Source organism: Mangrovibacterium lignilyticum, from assembly GCF_010882175.1.
Classification (GTDB): Bacteria; Bacteroidota; Bacteroidia; order Bacteroidales; family Prolixibacteraceae; genus Mangrovibacterium; species Mangrovibacterium lignilyticum.
The window spans coordinates 1624234-1646888 of sequence record NZ_WKLH01000001.1 but is presented as its reverse complement, the minus strand read 5'-3'; the positions used below and the strand labels follow the sequence as shown (position 1 = coordinate 1646888).

The following is a 22655-nucleotide window of genomic DNA, read 5'->3' as shown; positions in this document are numbered from 1 at the left end:
GTGATGATATTTTGTGATCTTCAGCGAGGGGATTATACAAAGTAGCACGCTCGCTAAAACCAAATCAATAGCCAAAATGATTTAAATAGGTTTCCATGTCTTTGTCGCCACGGCCCGAAAGGTTAATTACGTTTACATCTTCCGGTTTCAAGTCGATTTTTTTGAGTGCGGCCAAAGCGTGGGCCGATTCCAGTGCCGGAATAATTCCCTCCAGTTGGGTTAACTCCAGTGCTGCTTCCAGTACTTCGTCATCAGTCGCCCACAAATATTTGGCACGTTTGGTGGCGAAAAGGTTTGCGTGCATTGGCCCGATTCCGGGATAGTCCAAGCCTGCGGAGATTGAGTACGGCTCAATGATTTGTCCATCTTTCGTTTGCATGACAAATGATCTTGAACTATGCAGTACTCCAGGTTTTCCAAGGGTTAGTGTGGCAGCACTTTCGTCGGTATCAACACCTTTGCCGGCAGCTTCAATACCGATTAACTCAACACTTTCATCGTCTAAGAAATGATAGAAAGCACCGGCAGCATTGCTTCCTCCTCCAACACATGCTAAAATACGGGTAGGCAATTCACGTCCCAACTGCTCGTCCAATTGCCATTTTATTTCTTCGCTAATCACCGACTGGAAGCGGGCAACCATATCCGGATACGGATGAGGACCAACAACAGAACCAATGATGTAGTGAGTGTCGACCGGATTATTAATCCAGTCGCGCATGGCTTCGTTAGTTGCATCCTTCAGCGTTTTATTACCCGATTCAGCAGCAATCACTTCGGCACCCAGCATGCGCATTTTTTTTACGTTTGGAGCTTGGCGTTGTACGTCCAGTGCCCCCATGTAAACAATACATTTCATATCCATCAAAGCACAAACTGTTGCTGTTGCAACACCGTGTTGTCCGGCACCGGTTTCAGCGATAATGCGGGTCTTGCCTAATGATTTGGCCAGCAGAATTTGTCCGATCGTATTGTTTATTTTGTGCGAACCGGTATGGTTTAAATCTTCACGTTTCAGAAAAATGTGACTTTGGTAGCGTTCCGACATCCGGCGGGCGTAGTAAAGTGGAGAAGGTCTGCCTACATAATGTTTTAGCAGGTTGATGAAGTCTTGCTTGAAATTGTAAGAGTTGATAATCTCCATGTATTTTTCCTGCAGTTCTTCAATGTTTGGGTGCATCATTTCGGGGATGTATGCACCTCCAAACTCTCCGTAATATCCTTTTCTGTTAACTTGATAGCTCATATTGTACGTTTTTTTAGTTTCTAATTTTCTGAATAAAATCGGCAACCTTATTTGGCTCTTTTATTGTCGGTTGCGTCTCAAATCCACTATTGATGTCAACTGCGAATAGCGCTCTAGATCCTAGCGATATGATGTATTCGCAGTCCTTCGGCCCTATTCCTCCACTTAAGAAGAAGGGTGTATTTAGCTTATACTGATTTAAAACCTGCCAGTTAAATTTTTCTCCGGTTCCGCCAGGTAATTTTCCTTTTGTATCGAATAAAAAATAGTCGATCATGTCTTCGTATTTATTTAATAGCTTGAAGTCGAAGTTCTCGTCAATGGAAAATGCCTTAAAAACTTTGACGCCGGAGTCCTTGATTTTTTGACAGTATTCAGGAGATTCCTGGCCGTGCAACTGGGCGACAGCGAGTTTGTAGCTGTGGCAAATTTCAATCACTTTCTTCGGTTCTTCGTTGACAAAAACACCCACTTTCTGAATGGAGGGCGGAACGCGGTCAAAAATGATTTTATCCGGATTTTCACCGACAAAGCGTTTGGATTTTGGGTAGAAAATGAATCCCAAATAATCGGGCATTGACGAGCAAATGGCGTCAATATTTCCCGGTTCCCTCATGCCGCAAACTTTTATCTTTAAACTGGCCATTTCGTTTAAGTCTAAGCGTTAAGTTTTGCAATGAAGTCGATGCAAGCTTGCGCCGGATTATCAGTTTTCATGAAATTTTCCCCCATCAGGAATCCTTGATAGCCATTAGCTCTCAGATATTGAATGTTCTCAATGGATGACAGGCCGCTTTCTGAGATTCGGATCATGTCTTCCGGGAGTAATTTTCCTAAACGAATAGATGTTTCAATATCTACCTCAAAGGTTTTCAGGTTGCGGTTGTTTACGCCAACTAGATCTACCATCGGGTTTAGTTTTTCAATTTCTTCTTCCGTGTGCACTTCTACCAAAACTTCCAAATCCAGTTCTTTAGCTAATTCGGTTAGTTTTAGCATTTCATCCTTGCTGAGGCTGGCTGCGATCAACAAAATTAAATCAGCACCGTGTGCTTTTGCTTCGTATACCTGGTACGGATCAAGCATGAAGTCTTTGCGCAGGATCGGTGTTTGAGGGTTCGTGAACCGTGCCTTGGCCAGGTTTTCAAATGAACCGCCAAAATAGTTTCGGTCGGTCAAAACAGATAGTCCACTCGCACCTGCAGCGACATAACCAGAGGTTACTTCGGTTACCTCAGCTTCCTCGTTTATCACGCCTTTCGAAGGCGACTTTGTTTTGAATTCGGCTATAATGCCACTCGCTCCGGCCTGCTTCAATGCGGCTTTTAATGAGTTTGTCTGACGTTTGAAAAAAGGTGATTTCTTTAAGTCTTCCAGACTGATTTTAGATTTAGCTTCAGCTATTTCGCGGCGCTTATTATTGTTTATATCATCAAGTATTGTCATGGGTAAATTTCCAAATTTCGGGTTTTTAATTACTGCAACCGATCGTTTAGCTGGTTGCCATCAATTTATTGAAGACTTCCAATGCTTTTTTACTTTTCAGTGCTTCGCTGGCTTCAGCAACACAATCAGACAGTGATTTCTCGGGGCACATACATTTTATACCCAAAGCAGCATTGGCGATAACCACATTTTGCTGGGCATCGGTAGCTTCAGCTTGCATGATGTTTTTAAATATTTTAGCCGCATCTTCCACTGTATTGCCACCTGAAAGCTCTTCCTGCTGCAATGTTGAAAAACCAAAATCAGCAGGTGATAGATTGTCTTCAAAACCGTTTTCAATGTAACGAGTATCGCCGGTCAGGGAAACCTCGTCGTAACCATCCAGGGCGTGAACCAGCATGTAATTCTGGTCTCCATCCTTGAACACTTGGTTGTATAAATCCATAATTTGAAGATCGGAAACACCAACCAGTTGATTTTTTGGTGAGCATGGGTTGATGATTGGTCCCATCATATTGAATAAGGTGCGAACTTTTAAGGCACGACGTACGGGTCCGACATTCTTCATGGCCGGATGAAAGAGTGGCGCATGGAAAAAACAGATGCCAATTTCGTCGACTTCTTTTCTCAGTTTATCAATGTCGTTGCTGAATTTGTAGCCAAAGTATTCAAACATATTGGATGCTCCACTTACAGATGATAAGCCGTAGTTTCCGTGTTTGGTTACTTTATATCCTGCGCCCGCCAGTACAAAACAGCTGGCTGTTGAAATGTTGAAGGTATTTTTGCCGTCGCCTCCGGTGCCCACCACATCAATGGTGTTGAATTCAGAGAAATCAACTTTCACGCACAGATTTAGCAAGGCCTGACGGAAACCATTCAGCTCTTCAGCGTTGACCGGACGCATGCGGTAAACCGTCAGGAATGAAGCGATTTCAGCCTCCGAAAATTGGCCTTCAGCGATATTAGTCAGTACCTTACAAGCCTGATCTTTATTTAAGCTATTTCCTGCGAACAGGTAGTTTAATGTATCTTTCATCTTTATAAAAATTCCTTGTTTCAAATTCCAGCTTTCAAGCTGGTTGTTGTCTGAAATCTGTTATCTAATTCGCGAATCGCTAATTCTTTAACCAGTTGGCAATGAGCTGTTCTCCCAGCGGTGTTAAAACTGATTCGGGGTGGAATTGTACCCCGCGGACATCATATTGTTTGTGTTTTAGCGACATGATTTGTCCGTTTTCATCTTGGCTGGTAATCTCCAAACTATCGGGCAACCCTTCCTGATCGACGATCCATGAATGGTAGCGTCCGACTTCAAATTTTTCAGGAAGTGACTCAAATAGAATTGGGTCGGGCGAAGTTACACAAATTGGAGTTGCGATGCCATGCAAAACATGACTCATGTTCGTTAATTTGGCACCGAACGCTTCACCAATTGCCTGGTGACCAAGACAAACACCGAGCATGCTTTTGCGTGGAGCAAATTCACGGATGATATCCATTAATAAGCCGGCTTCGGTTGGAATACCCGGACCCGGTGAAAGTACGATTTTATCGTATTTTTCAAGGTCGCTCAATTCCAGCTCGTCGTTGCGAATCACGTCAACCGGAAGACCTGATATTTTTTTGATTGCATGCACCAGGTTGTAGGTGAACGAATCGTAATTATCGATGACTACTATTTTCATAACAGCGGGGGATTATAGTTCTTTTGCAATTTCGATGGCTTTTTTTAGGGCAGCCAGCTTGTTGTTTACTTCCTGTAATTCATTTTCTTCAACGGATCCGGCAACAATGCCCGCACCAGCCTGATAGTATAGTTTGTTCCCTTTGCTCAGGAATGAGCGGATCATGATGGCATGATTCAGACTATTGTCGAAGCCGATGAAGCCGATGGTTCCTCCGTAGTAGCTACGGCGTTGGTTTTCATATCTGTCGATCAGCGTCATGGCCATGTGTTTGGGCGCCCCGGAAAGTGTCCCTGCCGGGAATGAATTGCCTAAAACCGAAACCATGTTAGCATTGTCCGGCAGCCTTCCTGAAACTTCAGAAACCAGGTGAATGACATGTGAGAAGTATTGCACCTCCCGGTAATTGTCAACTCGCACATCGTCGGCATTTCGACTGAGGTCGTTGCGTGCCAGGTCGACCAGCATTACGTGTTCGGCATTTTCCTTTGGATCGGCACACAGCTTTTCGGCCAAGAGGCGGTCTTGTTCATCATTTCCCGTACGCCGAAAAGTTCCTGCAATCGGGTTGATGATCGCGCGATCTCTTTTGATTCGCAATTCAGCTTCAGGACTGGATCCAAAAATCCGGTAGTTGCCGTAATCGAAGAAAAATAAATAAGGCGATGGATTCACCGACCGAAGTGCACGGTACAACTGAAATTCATCGCCTTTATATTGTTGTGAAAATTGACGGGATAATACGATCTGGAACACATCGCCGCGGAAACAATGTTGTTTTCCTTTGGTAACCATTTGGCGGTATTCGTCATCGGTAATGTTTGACACTTCCTCGCCAACTGTGTCGAAACTGGTAGTTGGGAAAGATAGGTTTTTTAGCAACGACTCAATTTGGCTCATCTCGGCAGTTTCACCTTCCGGCAGGTTCTCGATAATCGAAATCATATCTTTCGAATGGTCAATTGCCAGAATGTATTTGTAGAAATGATACTTCACTTCAGGAATTGCATAATCTTCCTTCTTCTCAGCGGTGATTTGAATTTTCTCGAAATATTTGACCGAGTCGAAACTTAAATAGCCGAATATTCCATTGGCCGGAACACCCTTTACATCTCCCGAAAGCTGGAACGATTTGTAGAAATTGTTGAGTTCCCGTGCAACCGTAAACTGGTCTTCAACCTTCATTTCCTCTTGTGTACCGCCCGGGTAATCAATTCGGATTACGCCTTCGTTGACTTCAAAGCCCGCCAGTGGTTTAATGCAAATGAAGGAACAGGCGTTTTCGTTGCCATGGTAATCAGAGCTTTCCAAAAGCACTGATTTGGGGAACAGGTCGCGAAACTTCAGGTAAACACTAACAGGGGTCAGCGTGTCTCCCAAAATTTTCTTGACGTTTACTTGAACTTGAATAGGTTTCATATTTGTAATTTTTCAAATTGTACGGTGTAAAAACAAAAAAGCGGCTTACCGTGTCCGATAAGCCGCTTTTTCATACATGATTAACATGATAGCTACGCCTCTCCACGGTATTGTGAAAAGTTTTTGCGCCACCACCAAATTGTTGTCATTCTTGTATGCATGATAATATCTTTATAAAAATACCAATATGGCTATAAACTTCTTAATTGCAAGAAGACCCCACCACGGAAGCCATATTGTATTTATCCATTAAGTCTAAAAACGAGTTGTAAAAGAATGAAATATTTCAGTTAAAACCAAATTTTAAGTTGGTTTTGATCTGGTGTATACAATTTATAATGAAATATTGTTTGCAGAAAAATGGTGTTTTATAGTATGTTTTATGCTGAAACTAAAAAAATATTTGATCCGTAATAATGGTAAAGCTTTGCAGTTCTTTTATTCTTTTTTTATCATTATTTATTGGGGTTGATTGGTTGAGCACTGCAAAGCATGAAAGGTAATTTTAGTTGTTTGTTTGGAGGTAAGCGGTGGATGGGTTCCACCGCTTTTTTTATGTCATGTTTTTACGTGCTCTTTTAGAAAATCAATTCCTTGAATTTCGCCGCTTATTTATTCGGAACATCAATGTTTACCGGTAGTTTTTCTCCCCGTTTGGTAATTAGATTGGTGGCTTCATAAAACATTTTTAGTACCGGCATTTGTGCCACTTCGTCTGAAGTTCCCGTCAACTCGATCGAAACTGTTCGGTTGGGTGGAAGAACAATGACCTTTGGACAGGAGAACCCGACAGATGGCTGACGCTGCTCCAATTTAAACGGGATATCACTATTGTTATAAACCTGCAAGTACTTGATATCTTGATTTTGCAAATTCAACTTTTTGCTTTTTAGCTGGATTGAGCTGATGAAGATTGGCGTTAAAAAGCGACGTTCACCAATCAGTGTATCATTAAAAAGTACCGCTGTCCGGTTATCCAGTAAAGCCGATTTGATGCCGTTTTCAGTTTTGTCGAGGGAGAATACCAGGGTTAAAGGCCTTTTCTGCGGGGCATCATATTCTTGCGAAATGGGCTCATGAATATCGGAGTTTCCCAAAATCACGAGATTTTTTTCCTGTGCCCATTGTAAAGCTTCGGGATAAAATTCCCGGTGGTTGTATATTTCAATTCCTTTCAGTATGCCTGCATTTAATAACCGCGTATGTTCGGGCCACCAAACTGTTTCCTCGGGTTGCTGAACCTTCCATCCGGGGTGATTCCAGAAAACAAAAGCACCCTGCTCTTTGGCTTCCACGCATGCTTCCCACCAATCTTCACGCTCCAGTAAGTTGGCATTTTTGACAAAAATGGCATTTAAATGTCCGGGGGGCATATTGCGGGTAATTTCAACTCCACGGATTAATACAATCCCCAGTTGGTCGGCCAATGGCTTTGCTATGTCATACGAACGGTTGAGGTCGGCATCCATATCGCTGGAGTGTGGGCGGTACTCAATATGGTCGGTGATGGCGATAACATCGAGTCCTTCACGCCAGGCTTCCTGAACACGAATGGTGGGCCAAACCTCACCATCTGAAAAAACGGTGTGCATGTGAAAATCACACTTTAGCGTTCGATATCCCAATATATCGGGGATTCGAATTTCCTGGCGACTTTGTGCCAGAATAGACGTTAACCCGAATAAAACCAGTAAAATTGAAAAGATTCCCTTACGTCTCAGCATTTTCATGAAAGCAATTTTTACGCAATTTATATAAAAGCTTTGGTTTGATGCAATTAGCTGTGTGAAGAAATTGTTTTTTGTTGAACTTTAGCCAGCAATTTACTGTTTTCGTCAATGAGAGTAGTGTGTCCGCACACATTGTCTTGTATTAAATGTTATATTGCAGAAAATACTTAAACCACAACAGTTAGATATGAGGAATTTTTTGATTATGCTGGTCTTCAGTTTGGGTGTGACGACACAACTGCAAGCCGGTTCAGACGCGACACCACTTAGTTTGGTGCCCAAACCCAACCATCTGGAGCAGCTGCCAGGTGAGTTTCATTTGAGTGAAAAGGTGCAAATTGTTTGCAGTGACGAAAATTTGAAACAGGAAGCTGACTACTTGCAGGCTGCTCTTTCTGAAGCCGCAGGCTTCAACGTTGCAGTGGCCGATGTTGCCCCTGCGACAGGTGCCATCATTCTAAAACTGGATGAGGGAATAGCCGGGGAAGAGGCTTACTCAATTCGCTCGTCGGAGGATAAATATGAAATCAGTGGGAAATCTTCTGCCGGAGTTTTCTACGGAATTCAGACATTTCTGCAATTGATCCCGGTTTCTGCGAAAGGCAACATTGCTCTTCCGTTGGTGAAAATTGATGATGAACCTCGCTTCGAGTGGCGCGGGATGCACCTGGATGTGTGCCGTCATTTTTATTCGGTTGATGTGGTGAAAAAGCTCATCAATCAGATGTCGCGATATAAATTGAACACCTTCCACTGGCACCTGACAGAAGACCAGGGATGGCGCATTGAAATAAAAAAGTATCCGAAGTTAACCGAGATTGGTGCCTGGCGCGACGAAACCGTTGTGGGCCATATGGCTGATTATCCGCACCGGTTTGATGGTGAAAAGCACGGTGGCTTTTACACGCAGGAGCAGGTGAAAGATGTTGTTGCTTACGCAGCTGCACGTCATGTGACCATTGTTCCCGAGATTGAAATGCCCGGGCATGCGCAGGCGGCTTTGGCTGCTTACCCTTGGCTCGGATGTTTTGACGACACTCTGAAGGTTTGGCCTTTGTGGGGGGTGTCGGAGAATGTGTACTGTGCCGGTAAAGAATCGACCTTCGAATTTCTTCAGGATGTGTTGGACGAGGTGATCCCTTTGTTCCCCGGAACTTATTTCCACGTTGGAGGCGATGAGTGCCCGAAAGAGAACTGGGAAAAATGTCCGTTGTGCCAGAAGCGCATGAAAGAGGAAGGTTGCAAAGATGAACACGAGTTGCAAAGCTGGTTCATTCAACGCATGGAACATTACCTGGCTACGAAAGGCAAGAAGCTGATTGGCTGGGACGAAATACTGGAAGGCGGATTGGCTGAAAATGCAGCGGTGATGTCGTGGCGTGGTGAAAAAGGCGGCATTGAAGCGGCCGAGTTGGGACACAAAGTGGTGATGACACCCGGAAACTGGTGCTATTTCGACCATTACCAGTCGATTGATTCGAACGAGCCAACAGCTATTGGTGGCTTGACAGACCTGGCCGAAGTGTACAGCTATGATCCGGTTCCGGCGCATTTGCCCAAAGACAAACAAAAGTTGATTATGGGAGCCCAGGCAAACCTGTGGACTGAATATATCCCCACTTCGGAGCAACTGGAGTACATGATCTACCCCCGGTTATGCGCCTTGTCGGAAGTGCAGTGGACAGAACCTGCGAATAAAGATTTTGCTGATTTTGAACTGCGCATGGACGAGAATTACCTGCGATTGGCCAGGAATGACATTCATTTCCGTGTACCGCCTCCCGAAGGCTTGAGCCCGGTGCAGATTTACGAAGGCAAGGAGGCAACCATTACGCTTTCGTGTGCTGCTGCGACTGCCGAAATCAGGTATACAACCGACGGTAGCGAACCCACCGAATTCTCGGCTTTGTACGCAGGGCCCTTCAAACTAAAACTGGATGGCGACCTTACGCTGAAGGCCACGAGTTTTCTGGGAGACGGAACCAAAAGCTATACGGTGAAGTCGGTTTTGAAAACGGCCAACCTGAAACCGGTGAAGCTGAAAAATCCGGAGAAAGGCTTGAATTACAAATTTTATGATGCGGCTTTCCGCTCGTTTCGCGATGTAGGCGGTGAGGCGATTAAAACCGGAACCGTCGATTGGCTGGTTATTCCTGCCGAGATTATGGGTAAACTGAAAGGCTGGGCGTTCGACGGATACATTTCGGTGCCAACCGACGGCAGCTACTATTTCCAGTTGAACAGTTCCTGCGGTTCGGGATTGTACATTGGTGATGAGCTGGTGATTGACAACGACGGGCTGAACTACGATTGTACGACCTCGGGACGTGTTGAACTGAAAGCCGGCTACTACCCCGTTAAAGTGAAGTACTTCAACACCGTTTACGGGCAAAGCATAAAGCTGAGCTATAAACGCCCCGGAAGCGACAAGCTGGAAGTTTTTCCCGGCGAAAAGTACTTCCGGGAGTAACAGGAAATAGTTTTAATTATCGAAACAGGACATTGGCTCTCGGGCTGGTGTCCTGTTTTTTTTATCAATCCGCTTCGTGAGTTGCGGGACTAAAGTTACTCGCAGGTTTAACCGGCTAAATGCAATAACCCCGGTTTTTTGCCGGGGTTATTGATGCTCGCAGGTCGTTCAGTACAAAAAAAAAATAGGTTTAGTCCGCTGCTTCTGCTGCCGGGTTTGCCGGTTGGCCATTACTTGACTTGGAGATCAGCGGCGCATATTTCTTCCGCAGAACATCCAGCTGATTGAACAGGGTCGTGATGGTTGCCGATGGGGTAAAGTTCGCGGCCTGTTCGATAGCTGTGCAGAACTGTTCGTAAGCCTTTTCGGCATCGGGGCGCAGGTTACTGGCCGACGGACCGGCTTCTGATGCTTCGGTGGCGTTCCGTTGGGTATACAAGGCATTGAAAGTCGCGTTCAGCGTACCCAGTTCGGTAAACAAGTCATCGATAGTCAATGTCGCTGCTGCTGCCTTCAATTCGTCGTTTGATGCATACTTGCTTAGCATTTCCGCAATAATTTCTGTTTCGGTGTTCATTGCTCCGGTATGAATTTCCCAATACGGATCGAGGAAGATTTTCAGCTTATTACCGGCTTCGCTTTTGCTTGTGTTACGCGACTTCACCGCAGCGGAGATTTCGCGTTTAATCTCGCCAAAACACTGGTCACGGTCTTTGTCGGCCGCCTTCACTTTGGGCGTGAGTTCTTCGCGTTGCGCTTTGTTCATGCGGGCACCCATTGCCGAGTTGGTGTTTACCAGGTTCGTCAATGTTGCCTGGGGGATGCCTCCAATTTCTACGATAACCGGGTTTGCTGTATCAATAGTTGCCTGGTTGAGCGAGAACAAATCATTAATGCCAAGTCGGCCAACATACAAAGGGGAGAAAGTTTTAATATCCATCGTGCTTTTTTTTAAAGTGAAAAAATATGGCGGTTCACGGCAAGAGATCGATCCCTGCCGGGAATCCTGAAAATTCAATGTTGTTGTTTGCGACCGTTGTTTTCTTGTCGAAATTTTCGAAAGCGCCAATCGGGTCCTTTTCATGCTGTCGAAAATTTCGAAAGCGCCAATCGGAGTCTTTTCATGCTTTCGAAAATTTCGAAAGCACCAAATGGGTCCATTTCATGCTGTCGAAAATTTCGACGGGGCCAAAAGGGTCCATTTGGTGTTGTCGAAATTTTCGACAGCATCGCGCGTCGTCTTTTGGCGTTTTCGAAATTTTCAGCGACTTGTTTGCGCTAAAACTGCTCTTCATGAAAAATTGAGATCCCGGAAATTGGGGCAAACGTTTAATCCGAACTGAAAAATCGTCTCTTCAAATCGTGCGTGGCAGAAAAATTCAGAAGCTAATGCGGCTTTCGTGGTCTAATCTCGGGCATGTGGAAAGCATCTGGTTGGTCCTGTTTGTTATCTTTCAGTTTGTTATAGCTAATTTATCAAAACTGAATGAGGGTTAAGTTATGTTTGATCGTCTTTTTCATGAACGAGCTGTTTGGCGTGACGAAGAGGGCGTTTGACTGCATAAACGAAAAAATAATCACCTTTTCCGGGCAAACATTCGTTCGCTATTTCAATGATTTTGGGGAACTTGACGGGAATTTCTGCGGCCTTGGCTACTGCTGGCTGTCTGCTTTTAGTTTTTCTTCGAGCAAATCGAGCAATTCTTCCTGTTTGCCTTTGCAGTTACAGCGGTTGCGCAGCACCTGCATCACGCTCACCGGAATAAGAATAGCATTGAACACCAGGATGAAAGCCAGGCCAACATCGGAACGAAAAATGAAACCGTAGTTAGCGGCGATAAAAATAAGCAGGCTCAGCAAAACGGAATATACGGCGTCTCTGGTTTTGTCGGTTACCACGCGAATCGTGGGCTGCGCGCCGTCGGAAATATAGAGCTCGCCGTTGCCGTATTTGCGTTGAAAGGATTCCGCATCAGGATCTGTCAGGTTGGCGTGAAACGAAATTTTATTGCCTTGCTGCGTAATGTTGATGAAACCGATTGCCTTCAACTTGGCCCCGATCCGTTCGGGAAGTGATGAACGGCCGCTTTGCAGCATTTCGGGGGCGATGGTTTTGCTTGTTTCAACTTTAAACATGGCGTGGTTTCGGCGTTGGCTATTTTAACTGATGTAATCGGCGCAAGTTAACAAAAATGCAAAATGAATCCCCCGCCGTCAGTTCGAATTGGCGAGGGATTAACTTATAATGATCAGGCAAATTTAGTTTAAACGAATCGAATCGCCTGTTATCCTTTCGAAACAGTCCAGTCGAGGATATCGCCCTTATGCGTGTTGTGTTTCCAGGTTAAGGGTTGAAGGTTGCTGATATCGTCGGTACCTCCGTTTGCAACCGGGTCGATGTGGTCAATTTCCCATCCGTATTCCGACTGGCGGTCGCCGTAGTCGTCGTATTTCATCACCTTGCCGGCGACGTCCCATCTCCATTGGTCGGGTGCAAATTCCGGAATGTTTCGTCCTTTGTCCCATACCGCTCGTTTTGTTTCTTCCGACCATGAATTCCCTTCTTTGTCGGTGTTGTAGTTTCGTACCATATTATTGCGATTTATTGGTTAGTTTGATTTGTTCTCAACTTCAGGAACTGTTTTTCGGTTTGTTGACGTCTAATTTATCAAAACTAGCGGCATGGTATTCAGAAAAATGGCCATTTGTGTTTTATAGCACAAGAGTTGAATGGGTTACGGGGGCCGGTTAGGGCATCGGGTTGAAGGAAACAAAAAGGATCCGATCTGTTTCAAAGATCGGATCCTTTCCCGTTGCTATCGGTGTTGCCGTTTACCAGGCAATACGCTCGTCGATAAACTGAATGAGGCTGTTGGCCATTTCTTGCTGTTCGGCAATACTGGGGTGTCCCGGTGTCTTTTTAAAAGGTATGAAATGGGTGTATATTTTCGCGTCGTTCAATTGGTCGACGGCTTGCTGCACATAAGCCGGCCATTCCGATCCTTCGCGGGTGGCGTCCATGGTTCCCAGGGCGCAGATGATTTGGGCATTGGGGTATTCCCGGCGAATGGAGCGCACAAAATCGGCATAAGCCTGAACGATGAATTCTTTGCTCGGCGCTTCTGTGCCAAAGCGGTGCTTAAACTCCGCGTTGTCCGGGATGTTCACGATCCACGAATCGTTCTGAAACAGGTTGATCACAACCACATCGGGGGTGTATTGCGAAAAATCCCAGCGGCTGTCCGGATCGTTCGGGTCTAAGCGGTTATACATCTCCGGCATGATCAGCGGAAACCAACTGACGGTAATTCCGATGCCGCTTTTGCATATGCATCGGTAGTCGGCGTCGAAATGGCTCGCTGTAATCCGTGCGTAGCTCTCGTAGTTGTTGGTAAAGATGCTGTCGGAACGGTCTTTCCCCGAGAAATCGTCAACGGCATAACCGGCTGTGATGGAGTTGCCGTAAAACTCTATTTTCCGCTTCTTCGCGTCGGCTTTGGGGAGCACCTTCGCGTTTCCGCTAATCCGAAAACCATAGAAGGTGCTCACGCCGCGGTCCCATTCGGTACGTTTGAATAGTTCTACGGTGTGTTTTCCTGCTGCCAGACCCGAAGCCAGTTGGTAGTATTGCTTCGTTGTATCCGGGCGCAGCACAAAGGCACTGTCGTTGTCGACGAACACATTGTAATAGTTATCGCCTCTCTCTTCCTGAAACAAGGCTGAAATGGATTCACCTTCAAAATTAATCCGGATGCTGGTGCCCGACCAGAATAAATCGGCAGCGGGGTGTGTGGTTGTGTCAATCCGTCCCGAATAATCGATGTTGGGGCTCGAATACTTGACAACTAAATCGTGTTTGTCGGTACATGCTGCCGCGAAAAGCAAAGCGGCCACAATAAGGAGTGTTCCTTTGAAAATGTTCATGGGGTTTGTGTTGGGTATGTTTGGTAATTCTTTTTGTCGCCCGAATTTACCAAATTCTGCTAAAGCTTAACCAGATCAAGCTGAAGTTTTCAATCGCCGGCGCGATTTTAATCCGTTTTGAGTCCCGGTTTTTTTGCGGGTTTCACCACAATCTCGTGTCTGCAATTGGAGCAGATGTAGCATTCGCAACCCGTGCAGGCAAAGCAGTTGCTGCAGTCGCGTTCCAGTTCGTCTTTCATGAACTGGGTTCCGCAGTTCGGGCAAATGATATGTTCGTCAGCGGGCATGGTTTCGTTTTTGGCGATTCAGCAATAAAGTTACGCCTTTCATGATTCCGAAGAGCAAAACGAGGGTGAAAATGATGGAGGCGCCCGAAGGAATGTCAGCATAAAACGAGAAAAGCAGGCCGGCAAACGAGCCGATAAAAGCGAAACCGACCGAGTAGAGCATCATGTGGCGGAAGTCGTGTGTGAACAGGTTGGCTGTGGCTTGCGGCAATGTCAGCAGCGACATGATCAGGATGATGCCGACGACACGGATGTTCATCACAATGGTCACAGCGATCAGGCTGATGAGGATGTAGTTGATCAGGTTGACGGGTAATCCGGTAGTTTTGGCGAATTCTTCGTTAAAGGCGACATACAAAATGGCCCGGTACATTAAGGTGAAAAAGGCGACCAGTACCAGCGATAGCCCGGCCATAATCCATATTTCGGTTGACGAAACAGTGAGGATACTTCCAAAAAGGTAACTCATCAGGTTAGGTGCGTAGCCAGGCGACAAGTAAATAAAAATGATCCCGATGGCCATGCCCAGCGACCACCAAATAGCGATGGAGGAGTCCTCGCGAAGCCGCCCGGCCCGGGTGAAATATTGAATGCCCAGCCCGGAAAGCACCGAAAAGATAGCTGCTCCAAATAACGGATTCCAGCCCAGAAAGTAACCAATTCCGATGCCGCCAAACGAGGCATGGGTGATACCGCCGCTGATAAAAACGATGCGTCGGGCAACAATGTAGGTTCCCACAATACCACAGGTAATCGCCGCGAACAGCGAGGCCCAAAAGGCGTTCAGGAAAAAGTCGTAGTGAAATAAATCAATGATGGTGCCCATGGTTATGATCGTGGTTTTCGTGCAAGCTTAATACGGTGTGCGGTATTTCGCCGTGTGTGATAATTTGTAGCGGACAGTTGTACGAGGCCAGCTGCTCGGTGCTGATAACGTTGCTTGGGTGGTAGTGCACTCCCCGGTTGACACAAGCGATGGTTTTCACATAGTAGGAAATTGTTCCCACATCGTGCGACACCAGGATGATGGCCATGCGCTCGTTCAATTCTTTCAGCTTATCGTACAGTTCGCTTTCAAACTGGTTGTCGACAAAGGTGTCGGGTTCATCCAGGATCAGCAGTTCCGGACGGTTCATCAGCGAGCGGCACAGGAACACGCGTTGCATTTGTCCGCCCGACAATTCTCCGATAGCTTTGTCGCGCAAATGCAACACACCCATCTCTTTGAGCAGGCTGTCAGCGTGGGAAATCTCTTCTTTACTATTGCTGAAAAGACTGAAGCTGCGGCGGTCGGTTTTGCCGGAACGCACCACATCGAGCACAGTAATTGGAAAGCGCTTGTCGATCTGGTTAATTTGCGGCAGGTAGCCAATGCGGGTTTCGGGAATGTGAAACACAATTTCCCCTTTCGCCGGTTTTACCAAGCCCAGCAAGGCTTTGATCAGCGTGGTTTTGCCACCTCCGTTGGGCCCAATCACGCCCAGAAAGTCATCCTTCTCAACAACCAGGTTGGCATCCTTCAGGATCACATCGTGGTCGTAACTGACAGTAAGGTTCTTTATTTCGAGCAGTTTGTTCATGCTGGTTGCTTGCTTCTTGTTGCTGCTAATGCGATTGATCACTGCAAATGTTCTGCCTCGGCAATTTTGCTTGCGATGCTCCGCAGTTCGTCAGCCCAGTTTTCATTTAAGGGATCAATTTGGATGACTTCACCGCCAATTTCGTTGGCCATTTGCCGTGCATTATCCATGTTGAATTCCTTTTGTACAAAAATGGCTTTTATATTTTCTTTTTTCGCCAATTCAGCCAAATCTTTCAGGTGTTTGGGTGAAGGTTCTTTGCCGTCCAGTTCCATTGCCACCTGTTCCAAGCCGTATTGGCGCGCCAGGTAGGTGAGGGAAGGGTGAAAGATCAGGAATTTCTTCGATGGTAATTGGTCGAAGGTGGCTTTCAGTTCAGCATCCAGCGAGTCTATTTCAGCTTGAAATTTGGCATAGTTGGCCGTGAGCACTTGTTTGTGCCCGGGCAAAACCTGAACCAGGGCTTTGTAAGTTTCTTCGGCAATCTTTTTTACTTCATCCGGAGCGGACCAGAGGTGCGGATCGACACCATGCAAATGCACGTGGTCGCCATGTTGTTCTTCTTCCGCAGCAATCCAATCGGCTTGTTTCGAGGTATCAAAATACTTTAGTTTGGGACTGCTCTGTTGTATTTTATCAACCCAGCCCTCTTCAAACCCGATTTTCCCGATTCCCAGCCAAGCCAGGGTTGTCGATAAACCGGTCATTTGCGAAGGCATCAGCGCATATAACTCCGGGCTCGCTCCCGGTGGCACCAGAACATTGACTTCAACCAGATCGCCGGCAATTTTCCCGACAAAATATTTTTGCGGCAGAATGGTAACAGCAACGGTTGGTTTATCCGATTTTTGAGGGCCGGTACAGCCCAATATGGCTATCAATATGACGGCTAAAAGTTTTCTCATGAATGTTTTCTGTGTTCTCAATTTTCAATTCAAAGATAATAAGTCGGATGGAATTATCTTGTTCACCCGACTATTAACCGGAAAGGACCTGATTTGTTGAACACGAAGACGATTTTCAATGATGGAGTAAGATGCGGGCAACGATGAATAATCCCAACACCATATTCAGGTAAAGGATCATGCGCTTGAACTGGATCTGGTTGATTTTCTTAGAAAGAACATCGCCCAGTTTCGAACCCAACAACATCACCGGAAACAGAAAGATGGCGAACTTCAGCGAAAAAGCCAGGAACATTCCTTTGGAGACATAGAGCACCGTGGCAATGACAGCATTGATGACGCTCATCAAAGCGAACATTTTTCGAAACCGTTCTTTGGCGTATCCTTTGCGGTTCATCGCCAACGCAATTGGTGGCCCCCCGATTGACATGCTTGAGCCCATTAATCCGCTTAGGAAGCCGGCGAAAACAATTGGCTTCGTTTTGCGCGATTCCGGAACTTCTTTATTGCTACTCAGCAAAAAGACCATGGAGAGTGAGAAAATTGAGATTCCGGTGGTCAATTCCATGGTTCGCTCGGGCAGGTATTGCAAAATTTGCACGCCTGCCGGTATCCCGATAAAGCTGGCCAGTAGCATTGGAATGAGGTATTTGTAATCAATTTTTAGTTTGATGTTAGCCAGAATGTATAAAGAGGTAAACAGGTTGAAAAGTGTCATCGCCGGTACCAAGACTTGCATGGGGAAGAAGATGGTTAATATTGGTAAAGCCAGCAAGGCGAAACCAAATCCGGTCATTCCTTTCAGTAAAGACGCCATCAGAATCACAATAACACTAATTATCCATTCCATAATCGCTTAAAATATACGGTAAGTATAAATGCGTATCAAAGGTAGTGCTAATACCTCGTCAAAAGCAATTCGGAAAGAGATTTTATGGTTAATGCAATGTTAAATTTAAAGCTGTGGGTGTCCTTCAATAATCTCGGGGGACGGAGCTTTGAGAAAGTGATCGGTCGCGAAATATGAAGTGGATATAAACCTGAAAGAGGGAACGACAATTTATCACATTGCGTTTTCTGTGGTTAAACCAAACCCGGTTTATTTTTTCAGATCCATCTTTTTCACCTTAATCTGTCCGCGGGGAGGAACCGGGTCGTAGCCGTGTGTTCCCCAAGGGTGGCAGTGTAAAATGCGTTTAGTGGCGAGGTAAAAACCTTTGAATGGCCCGTGGACTTTGATGGCTTCAATCGCATATCGGGAACAGGTTGGCACATGGCGACACGAGTTGGGCAGAATCGGAGAGATGGCGCCCCGGTAAAAGTAGATCGGGACCAAGAGAATCCAACCCAAAAGCTTTAATATGAATCTAATCACGCGCTGCATCTATTCCTGATTTGCTGGCAAAGGTAATTAAATGGAATGGTTTCAACGAAACGAAAAATGTGTTTCCCGAAGAACCAAATGGGAGTCTTCGTGTTTTAGTGGCAGACAAAATAGAAAACATGGCCAAAGCCGAAGAGTATATTAAGAAGGATCACAAGCTGTATGAGGATACAGTCGTCGGAAATGTAGAGATTTCGCCGGGTGTTTTTCTGCTTTCAGTGAAGCGCAGAAAGGATTTTTTGCCCGGGCAGGTGGTGAAATTGGCTGTTGACCGGGTTCAGCCACCACGTATTTACAGTATTTGTAGCGGCAACCACGAAGAGGAGTTACGCGTTCTTTTCAATATTAAAGAAGATGGATACCTGACCCCTAAGCTTGCAAGCTTGATTCCCGGCGATAAAGTACTGCTGACCGAGCCTTACGGAAGTTTTATTGGTAGTCAAAAACCGGCTTGGTGGATTGCCACGGGAACTGGAATTGCCCCTTTTTACAGCATGTTTCAATCCGGATTGTCGGACAATAAAATGTTGATTCACGGGGTGAGTTACCTGAACCAGTTTTATTTTGAAGATGAGCTGGACTGGGCAATGGGGAAGAACTACCAGCGCTGTTGTTCGCGCGAGAAATCGTGTGATGCGTTCCCTGGTCGTGTGACTGATTTCCTGAAGGGCAAAAGTGATCTGCCTACGGACGTGCAATATTTTCTTTGCGGGAAAGCGATCATGGTGGTTGAGGTGCGCGATTTGTTGATTAACAAAGGTGTTCCGTATGAAAATATTATTGCGGAGATTTATTTCTAACTTTGCAGAAAATTTACACGATGGCAAAAGAGGCTTTATTTGGAAAGACATTAGAGGAATTGCAGGGCATTTGCGCCGAGTTGGCACTGCCGAAATTTGCAGCCAAGCAGGTAGCCGACTGGCTTTATAAAAAGCACGTGTCGAGCATTGAGGAGATGACGAATCTTTCCAAAAAAGCACGTGAGGTTCTGGATGAAAAGTACACGTTTGGCTTGATTGAATCGACCCGCGTTCAGGAAAGCGTCGATGGAACCAAGAAATATTTGTTCCCAACAAGTAACGGAAAGTTTGTGGAAACCGCGATGATTCCGGATAAGGACCGCAAAACGGTTTGTGTATCTTCCCAAATTGGGTGTAAAATGGGCTGTCTGTTTTGTATGACCGGAAAACAAGGGTTTCAGGGGCAGCTCACTGCTGGTGAGATTGTCAATCAAATCCGAAATATCCCCGAGTGGGAAGAAGTTACCAATATCGTTTACATGGGCATGGGTGAGCCTTTCGATAACCTGGATGAAGTGTTGAAAAGTACCCAGATTATGACCTCCGAGTGGGGCTTTGCGATGAGTCCGCGCCGAATCACAGTTTCATCGATCGGGATTGTTCCCGGCTTGGTGCGTTTCCTGAATGAAAGTGAATGTCATCTGGCCATCAGTCTGCATACGCCCTTTCACGAAGAACGTCAAAAGCTTATGCCAGTGGAAATTGCTTACCCCTTGGATGAAGTGTTGGATGAAATTCGCAACTGGGATTTTGGCCGCCAACGGCGTGTTTCGTTCGAATACATTGTCTTCCACGGATTGAATGACACACCCGCGCATGTTCGCGAGATGGCTAAATTGCTCGATGGCATCAAATGTCGTATCAATCTGATTCGTTTTCACCCGATTCCCGATACTCCACTGAAAGCGACCGATGAAGCAACGCTGGTTGAATTCAAAGAGGGGCTGGAGAAAAAGGGCATCACCACAACCATCCGCGCATCTCGCGGGCAGGATATTTATGCCGCTTGTGGATTGCTATCGACCAAGGCTTTGGTAAAGAACTAATAGCATAGAATTTTATTGGCGAAATTCTTTCTTCTCAGTTCTGGGAGGAATTTGACAGGAATCGGAAAGCAAACGATAGCGGTGGTTTGTTCTTTCTGCCTTAACTTTGTTTGACAAACAAAAAACACGAAACAATGAAATACAATTTGTTAGGAAACACCGGACTTCAGGTGTCCGAGCTTTGTTTGGGAACCATGACTTTTGGAGGTCGTGGCATGTGGACGGCTATTGGCACCTTACCACAGGAAGAGGTCAATGCGTTGGTGAGAACGTCGGTTGACGCCGGGATTAATTTCATTGACACTGCGAATGTTTACAGTGAAGGCTTAAGCGAGATCATGACCGGTCAGGCAATTCGTGATTTGGGCTTGAATCGCGATGACTTGGTGATAGCCACAAAAGTACTCGGACCAATGGGAGAAGGGCCCAACATGGCAGGTTTGAGCCGGAAGCACATTTTGCAGCAAGCTGATGAAAGCTTGAAACGACTTCAGATGGATTACATCGATTTGTATCAAATTCACGGTTTCGATCCGTTCACCCCATTTGAGGAAACGCTGGATGCCTTGGATTCACTGGTGAAAAGTGGTAAAGTTCGCCATATTGGATGTTCGAATCTGGCGGCTTGGCAAATTATGAAAGCCCGAGGTATTTCGGCAGAAAATAGCTTGGCGAAGTTTGTTTCGCTTCAGGCTTATTACACGGTTGCAGGTCGGGATTTGGAGCGTGAAGTCGTTCCGATGTTGTTGGACCAGAAGATGGGATTGATGGTCTGGAGTCCGCTGGCCGGCGGTTTACTGAGTGGAAAATACAGTCGCAATGCCACTACCGAGGAAGGGCGTCGCGTTAATTTCGATTTCCCTCCGGTAAATAAAGAACGAGCTTTTGACATCATTGATGTCATGCAAAAGATAGCGGAAAGCAAAGAGGTTAGTGTCGCGCAAATTGCATTGGCTTGGCTGCGTCATCAACCGGTAGTTACATCGGTGATCGTAGGGGCCAAGAAAATGAGTCAGCTGGAAGACAACTTAAAGGCGATTGACGTGCAGTTGAGCGGTGAGGAATTGGAAGAGTTGAATGACATTAGCAAATTGCCGCCCGAGTATCCCGGTTGGATGATAGAGCGGCAAGGGAGGTACAGGAGTTAATTCCCGCAGGTGGAAAATATCCCTATGAGCTTCTTCTTGAAACATGAAGGCGCTTTTTCGCTTATTGTTGGGGCCTGCTTTTTTGCATTTATCTTAATTTTCGGGATTACATTTTGGTGAATTCTATTACCAAAAGTCATTTTGAACGATTTTTCACGGCAATTTTTAACATTTTTAAGCATTTAGTTATTGAATTTCCTTATCTGGATTTGTTTCAAATTAGTTAAATTGCAGTTCATTTTCCAAAAAAAAGTGGATGATATGGATAGATTGGTTTGGTCAAAAGGATTATTTAAGAATAAACTGACAATTACCCGCAATGGTGATCAGATTGGGGTGATTGACTGGAACAATTTTTTCAGCTCAGATGCTTTGGCCACCATCAATGGGCGGCGATTTGTGTTGAGTCGGGATTTTTTCCTGTCGAAGTTGGAGATTTCGGATGCCACCAACCAAGCGCATTTGGCGACAATCATGATTAACTTGTTCAATCCCAAAAGCGATTTGGTGTTAAATGGAAAACGTTTTGAGTTGGAAATAAAGAATTTCTGGCAATCGCGCTGGTCGTGGAAATACAACGGACAAGAAATAATCGTTTTTCAAAGTCACGAATTTCTTACAAAAGATCGGGGAGTGATTGATATTTATTCAGCTGATGCGGAAGAGTTGGAAGTATTGATCTTGCTCGGGCTGTTTGTTCGAAATCAGTTGGTTTTGTTCATGCTGTTTATATTGTTGGTTGTGCTGTTTGTCCTGATTTAATGACCAACAAACTCTTCTTCCTTTAAAATTTCCTTTCCTTTTTGTCGGCCAATCGCTGACATGTGGATATGTCGTTGAAATGTATTTGTTTTGTCAATCAAAATTAAGAACCAAAAGTCATGATCGATATTATTCGCCAAAGACGGAGTATCCGCAAATTCACAGAAAAAACTGTTGACAACGAAAAACTGAAACTATTGCAAGAAGCGGCATTGCGTTCACCAGCTTCGAAAAATGCCAATGCCTGGGAGTTTGTTTTTGTGCAGGATATGGAATTGATTCAAGGGCTGGCTGCATCAAAACCATTTGGGAGTAAATTTCTGGAAACAGCTCCGCTGGCTGTTGTTGTGGCTGCAGACGATACCAAAACGGAAGCTTGGGTTGAAGACTGTTCTGTAGCATCTATTTTTTTGCAAATGACTGCCCAATCTCTCGGTTTGGGTAGCTGTTGGGTTCAAATTCACGGACGGGAACACAGCGAAGGACTGAACGCCGAAAGTTATGTGCAGTCCTTATTGGGAATTCCTTCAAACTTGAAAGTGTTGAGCATCATCGCTATTGGGTATCCGGTAAAGGAGCGTCAAGCTAAAGATGCTGCGGATTTACAATGGGAGAAAATTCATTTAAATAAGTTTACAGATAGATCGGAATAGTCGGGATGCGCCTTTGTTGCCCGATCGAAAATGCATGTGTTTTTAGTCAGATTCTGACTTCAGTGCAACAACAAAGTGTGCTTCAGTAATCTTTTTTGATAAAGTAGATTTTAGAATTAAATTTACACGGTACTAAACAATCGAAAAGGATTGTGAGTTTGTGGTTA

22 protein-coding genes are annotated in these 22655 nt (G+C 45.4%); 6 read left to right on the top strand and 16 right to left on the bottom strand.

Going from position 1 to position 22655, the window contains the following annotated elements:
• Positions 1–64: 64 nt before the first annotated feature.
• The 7 genes from trpB to GJV22_RS06610 form a co-directional block, all read right to left on the bottom strand.
• Positions 65–1246 (bottom strand): tryptophan synthase subunit beta, encoded by a 1182-nt coding sequence (gene trpB / locus GJV22_RS06640; RefSeq protein WP_163710479.1) that lies wholly within the window; start codon positions 1244–1246, stop codon positions 65–67.
• Between the two features lie 13 nt (positions 1247–1259).
• Positions 1260–1862: a phosphoribosylanthranilate isomerase gene (locus GJV22_RS06635; RefSeq protein WP_163710476.1), complete on the bottom strand. Its 603-nt coding sequence runs from the start codon at positions 1860–1862 to the stop codon at positions 1260–1262.
• A 41-nt stretch (positions 1863–1903) separates the two neighbouring features.
• Entirely contained in the window at positions 1904–2692 is a 789-nt protein-coding gene (gene trpC / locus GJV22_RS06630; protein ID WP_163710473.1) for an indole-3-glycerol phosphate synthase TrpC, read from the bottom strand.
• Between the two features lie 46 nt (positions 2693–2738).
• Positions 2739–3731 (bottom strand): anthranilate phosphoribosyltransferase, encoded by a 993-nt coding sequence (gene trpD, locus GJV22_RS06625; RefSeq protein WP_163710470.1) that lies wholly within the window; start codon positions 3729–3731, stop codon positions 2739–2741.
• Between the two features lie 79 nt (positions 3732–3810).
• The gene (locus tag GJV22_RS06620) at positions 3811–4380 is read right to left on the bottom strand and encodes an anthranilate synthase component II (RefSeq protein WP_163710467.1); all 570 of its coding nucleotides are present in this window, start codon (positions 4378–4380) and stop codon (positions 3811–3813) included.
• A 12-nt stretch (positions 4381–4392) separates the two neighbouring features.
• Positions 4393–5799 carry an anthranilate synthase component I family protein gene (locus GJV22_RS06615; RefSeq protein ID WP_163710463.1) on the bottom strand — a complete coding sequence of 469 codons (1407 nt, stop codon included), beginning with the start codon at positions 5797–5799 and terminating at the stop codon, positions 4393–4395.
• Between the two features lie 608 nt (positions 5800–6407).
• Positions 6408–7529, bottom strand: a complete 1122-nt coding sequence (locus tag GJV22_RS06610; protein ID WP_163710462.1) for an Sb-PDE family phosphodiesterase — start codon at positions 7527–7529, stop codon at positions 6408–6410.
• Between the two features lie 187 nt (positions 7530–7716).
• Here GJV22_RS06610 and GJV22_RS06605 point away from each other — a divergent pair, with 187 nt between their 5' ends.
• Positions 7717–9999, top strand: a complete 2283-nt coding sequence (locus GJV22_RS06605) for a family 20 glycosylhydrolase (RefSeq protein ID WP_163710459.1) — start codon at positions 7717–7719, stop codon at positions 9997–9999.
• Positions 10000–10189: 190 nt separating this feature from the next.
• Here the strand turns inward: GJV22_RS06605 and GJV22_RS06600 are convergent, their stop codons facing one another.
• The 9 genes from GJV22_RS06600 to yidD all read right to left on the bottom strand — a co-directional run bounded on the left by GJV22_RS06600 (position 10190) and on the right by yidD (position 18070).
• Positions 10190–10939 carry a DUF6261 family protein gene (locus GJV22_RS06600; protein ID WP_163710456.1) on the bottom strand — a complete coding sequence of 250 codons (750 nt, stop codon included), beginning with the start codon at positions 10937–10939 and terminating at the stop codon, positions 10190–10192.
• A gap of 713 nt (positions 10940–11652) precedes the next feature.
• Complete coding sequence (locus GJV22_RS06595) at positions 11653–12135, bottom strand: hypothetical protein (RefSeq protein ID WP_163710453.1); 483 nt, start codon at positions 12133–12135, stop codon at positions 11653–11655.
• Positions 12136–12284: 149 nt separating this feature from the next.
• Positions 12285–12590 (bottom strand): HNH endonuclease signature motif containing protein, encoded by a 306-nt coding sequence (locus GJV22_RS06590; RefSeq protein WP_163710449.1) that lies wholly within the window; start codon positions 12588–12590, stop codon positions 12285–12287.
• A gap of 241 nt (positions 12591–12831) precedes the next feature.
• The gene (locus tag GJV22_RS06585; RefSeq protein WP_163710446.1) at positions 12832–13923 is read right to left on the bottom strand and encodes an SGNH/GDSL hydrolase family protein; all 1092 of its coding nucleotides are present in this window, start codon (positions 13921–13923) and stop codon (positions 12832–12834) included.
• A gap of 276 nt (positions 13924–14199) precedes the next feature.
• Positions 14200–15036, bottom strand: a complete 837-nt coding sequence (locus GJV22_RS06580; RefSeq protein WP_205461758.1) for a metal ABC transporter permease — start codon at positions 15034–15036, stop codon at positions 14200–14202.
• Positions 15020–15790, bottom strand: a complete 771-nt coding sequence (locus tag GJV22_RS06575; protein WP_163710442.1) for a metal ABC transporter ATP-binding protein — start codon at positions 15788–15790, stop codon at positions 15020–15022. The genes GJV22_RS06580 and GJV22_RS06575 overlap by 17 nt, the downstream gene beginning before the upstream one ends.
• Before the next feature lie 38 nt (positions 15791–15828).
• Positions 15829–16695, bottom strand: coding sequence for a metal ABC transporter solute-binding protein, Zn/Mn family (locus GJV22_RS06570; protein WP_163710438.1), 867 nt, complete (start codon positions 16693–16695; stop codon positions 15829–15831).
• Between the two features lie 115 nt (positions 16696–16810).
• Positions 16811–17545 carry a sulfite exporter TauE/SafE family protein gene (locus tag GJV22_RS06565; RefSeq protein WP_163710433.1) on the bottom strand — a complete coding sequence of 245 codons (735 nt, stop codon included), beginning with the start codon at positions 17543–17545 and terminating at the stop codon, positions 16811–16813.
• A gap of 249 nt (positions 17546–17794) precedes the next feature.
• Positions 17795–18070, bottom strand: a complete 276-nt coding sequence (gene yidD / locus GJV22_RS06560; protein WP_238480289.1) for a membrane protein insertion efficiency factor YidD — start codon at positions 18068–18070, stop codon at positions 17795–17797.
• Between the two features lie 128 nt (positions 18071–18198).
• On the opposite strand from yidD, the gene GJV22_RS06555 reads away from it, so the two are divergent.
• From GJV22_RS06555 to GJV22_RS06535, 5 genes are all read left to right on the top strand, one after another.
• Positions 18199–18879, top strand: coding sequence for a ferredoxin--NADP reductase (locus tag GJV22_RS06555; RefSeq protein WP_163710430.1), 681 nt, complete (start codon positions 18199–18201; stop codon positions 18877–18879).
• 20 nt (positions 18880–18899) lie between these two features.
• On the top strand, positions 18900–19925 hold the full coding sequence (gene rlmN, locus GJV22_RS06550) for a 23S rRNA (adenine(2503)-C(2))-methyltransferase RlmN (protein ID WP_163710427.1): 1026 nt from the start codon (positions 18900–18902) through the stop codon (positions 19923–19925).
• A gap of 134 nt (positions 19926–20059) precedes the next feature.
• Entirely contained in the window at positions 20060–21073 is a 1014-nt protein-coding gene (locus GJV22_RS06545; protein WP_163710424.1) for an aldo/keto reductase, read from the top strand.
• A 261-nt stretch (positions 21074–21334) separates the two neighbouring features.
• Entirely contained in the window at positions 21335–21835 is a 501-nt protein-coding gene (locus tag GJV22_RS06540; protein WP_163710422.1) for a hypothetical protein, read from the top strand.
• Between the two features lie 119 nt (positions 21836–21954).
• Positions 21955–22488 carry a nitroreductase family protein gene (locus GJV22_RS06535; protein WP_163710419.1) on the top strand — a complete coding sequence of 178 codons (534 nt, stop codon included), beginning with the start codon at positions 21955–21957 and terminating at the stop codon, positions 22486–22488.
• The last annotated feature ends 167 nt before the right edge of the window (positions 22489–22655 follow it).

Coding starts and splice junctions, on each gene's coding strand:
- GJV22_RS06585 (WP_163710446.1), bottom strand. CDS start 13,923: ATGAACATTTTCAAAGGAACACTCCTTATTGTGGCCGCTTTGCTTTTC.
- GJV22_RS06615 (WP_163710463.1), bottom strand. CDS start 5,799: ATGAAACCTATTCAAGTTCAAGTAAACGTCAAGAAAATTTTGGGAGAC.
- rlmN (WP_163710427.1), top strand. CDS start 18,900: ATGGCAAAAGAGGCTTTATTTGGAAAGACATTAGAGGAATTGCAGGGC.
- GJV22_RS06635 (WP_163710476.1), bottom strand. CDS start 1,862: ATGAGGGAACCGGGAAATATTGACGCCATTTGCTCGTCAATGCCCGAT.
- GJV22_RS06610 (WP_163710462.1), bottom strand. CDS start 7,529: ATGAAAATGCTGAGACGTAAGGGAATCTTTTCAATTTTACTGGTTTTA.
- trpD (WP_163710470.1), bottom strand. CDS start 3,731: ATGAAAGATACATTAAACTACCTGTTCGCAGGAAATAGCTTAAATAAA.
- GJV22_RS06545 (WP_163710424.1), top strand. CDS start 20,060: ATGAAATACAATTTGTTAGGAAACACCGGACTTCAGGTGTCCGAGCTT.
- GJV22_RS06605 (WP_163710459.1), top strand. CDS start 7,717: ATGAGGAATTTTTTGATTATGCTGGTCTTCAGTTTGGGTGTGACGACA.
- GJV22_RS06595 (WP_163710453.1), bottom strand. CDS start 12,135: ATGTTTAAAGTTGAAACAAGCAAAACCATCGCCCCCGAAATGCTGCAA.
- GJV22_RS06600 (WP_163710456.1), bottom strand. CDS start 10,939: ATGGATATTAAAACTTTCTCCCCTTTGTATGTTGGCCGACTTGGCATT.
- trpC (WP_163710473.1), bottom strand. CDS start 2,692: ATGACAATACTTGATGATATAAACAATAATAAGCGCCGCGAAATAGCT.
- GJV22_RS06555 (WP_163710430.1), top strand. CDS start 18,199: ATGGCCAAAGCCGAAGAGTATATTAAGAAGGATCACAAGCTGTATGAG.
- GJV22_RS06540 (WP_163710422.1), top strand. CDS start 21,335: ATGGATAGATTGGTTTGGTCAAAAGGATTATTTAAGAATAAACTGACA.
- trpB (WP_163710479.1), bottom strand. CDS start 1,246: ATGAGCTATCAAGTTAACAGAAAAGGATATTACGGAGAGTTTGGAGGT.
- GJV22_RS06575 (WP_163710442.1), bottom strand. CDS start 15,790: ATGAACAAACTGCTCGAAATAAAGAACCTTACTGTCAGTTACGACCAC.
- GJV22_RS06590 (WP_163710449.1), bottom strand. CDS start 12,590: ATGGTACGAAACTACAACACCGACAAAGAAGGGAATTCATGGTCGGAA.
- GJV22_RS06535 (WP_163710419.1), top strand. CDS start 21,955: ATGATCGATATTATTCGCCAAAGACGGAGTATCCGCAAATTCACAGAA.
- GJV22_RS06580 (WP_205461758.1), bottom strand. CDS start 15,036: ATGGGCACCATCATTGATTTATTTCACTACGACTTTTTCCTGAACGCC.
- GJV22_RS06620 (WP_163710467.1), bottom strand. CDS start 4,380: ATGAAAATAGTAGTCATCGATAATTACGATTCGTTCACCTACAACCTG.
- GJV22_RS06565 (WP_163710433.1), bottom strand. CDS start 17,545: ATGGAATGGATAATTAGTGTTATTGTGATTCTGATGGCGTCTTTACTG.
- GJV22_RS06570 (WP_163710438.1), bottom strand. CDS start 16,695: ATGAGAAAACTTTTAGCCGTCATATTGATAGCCATATTGGGCTGTACC.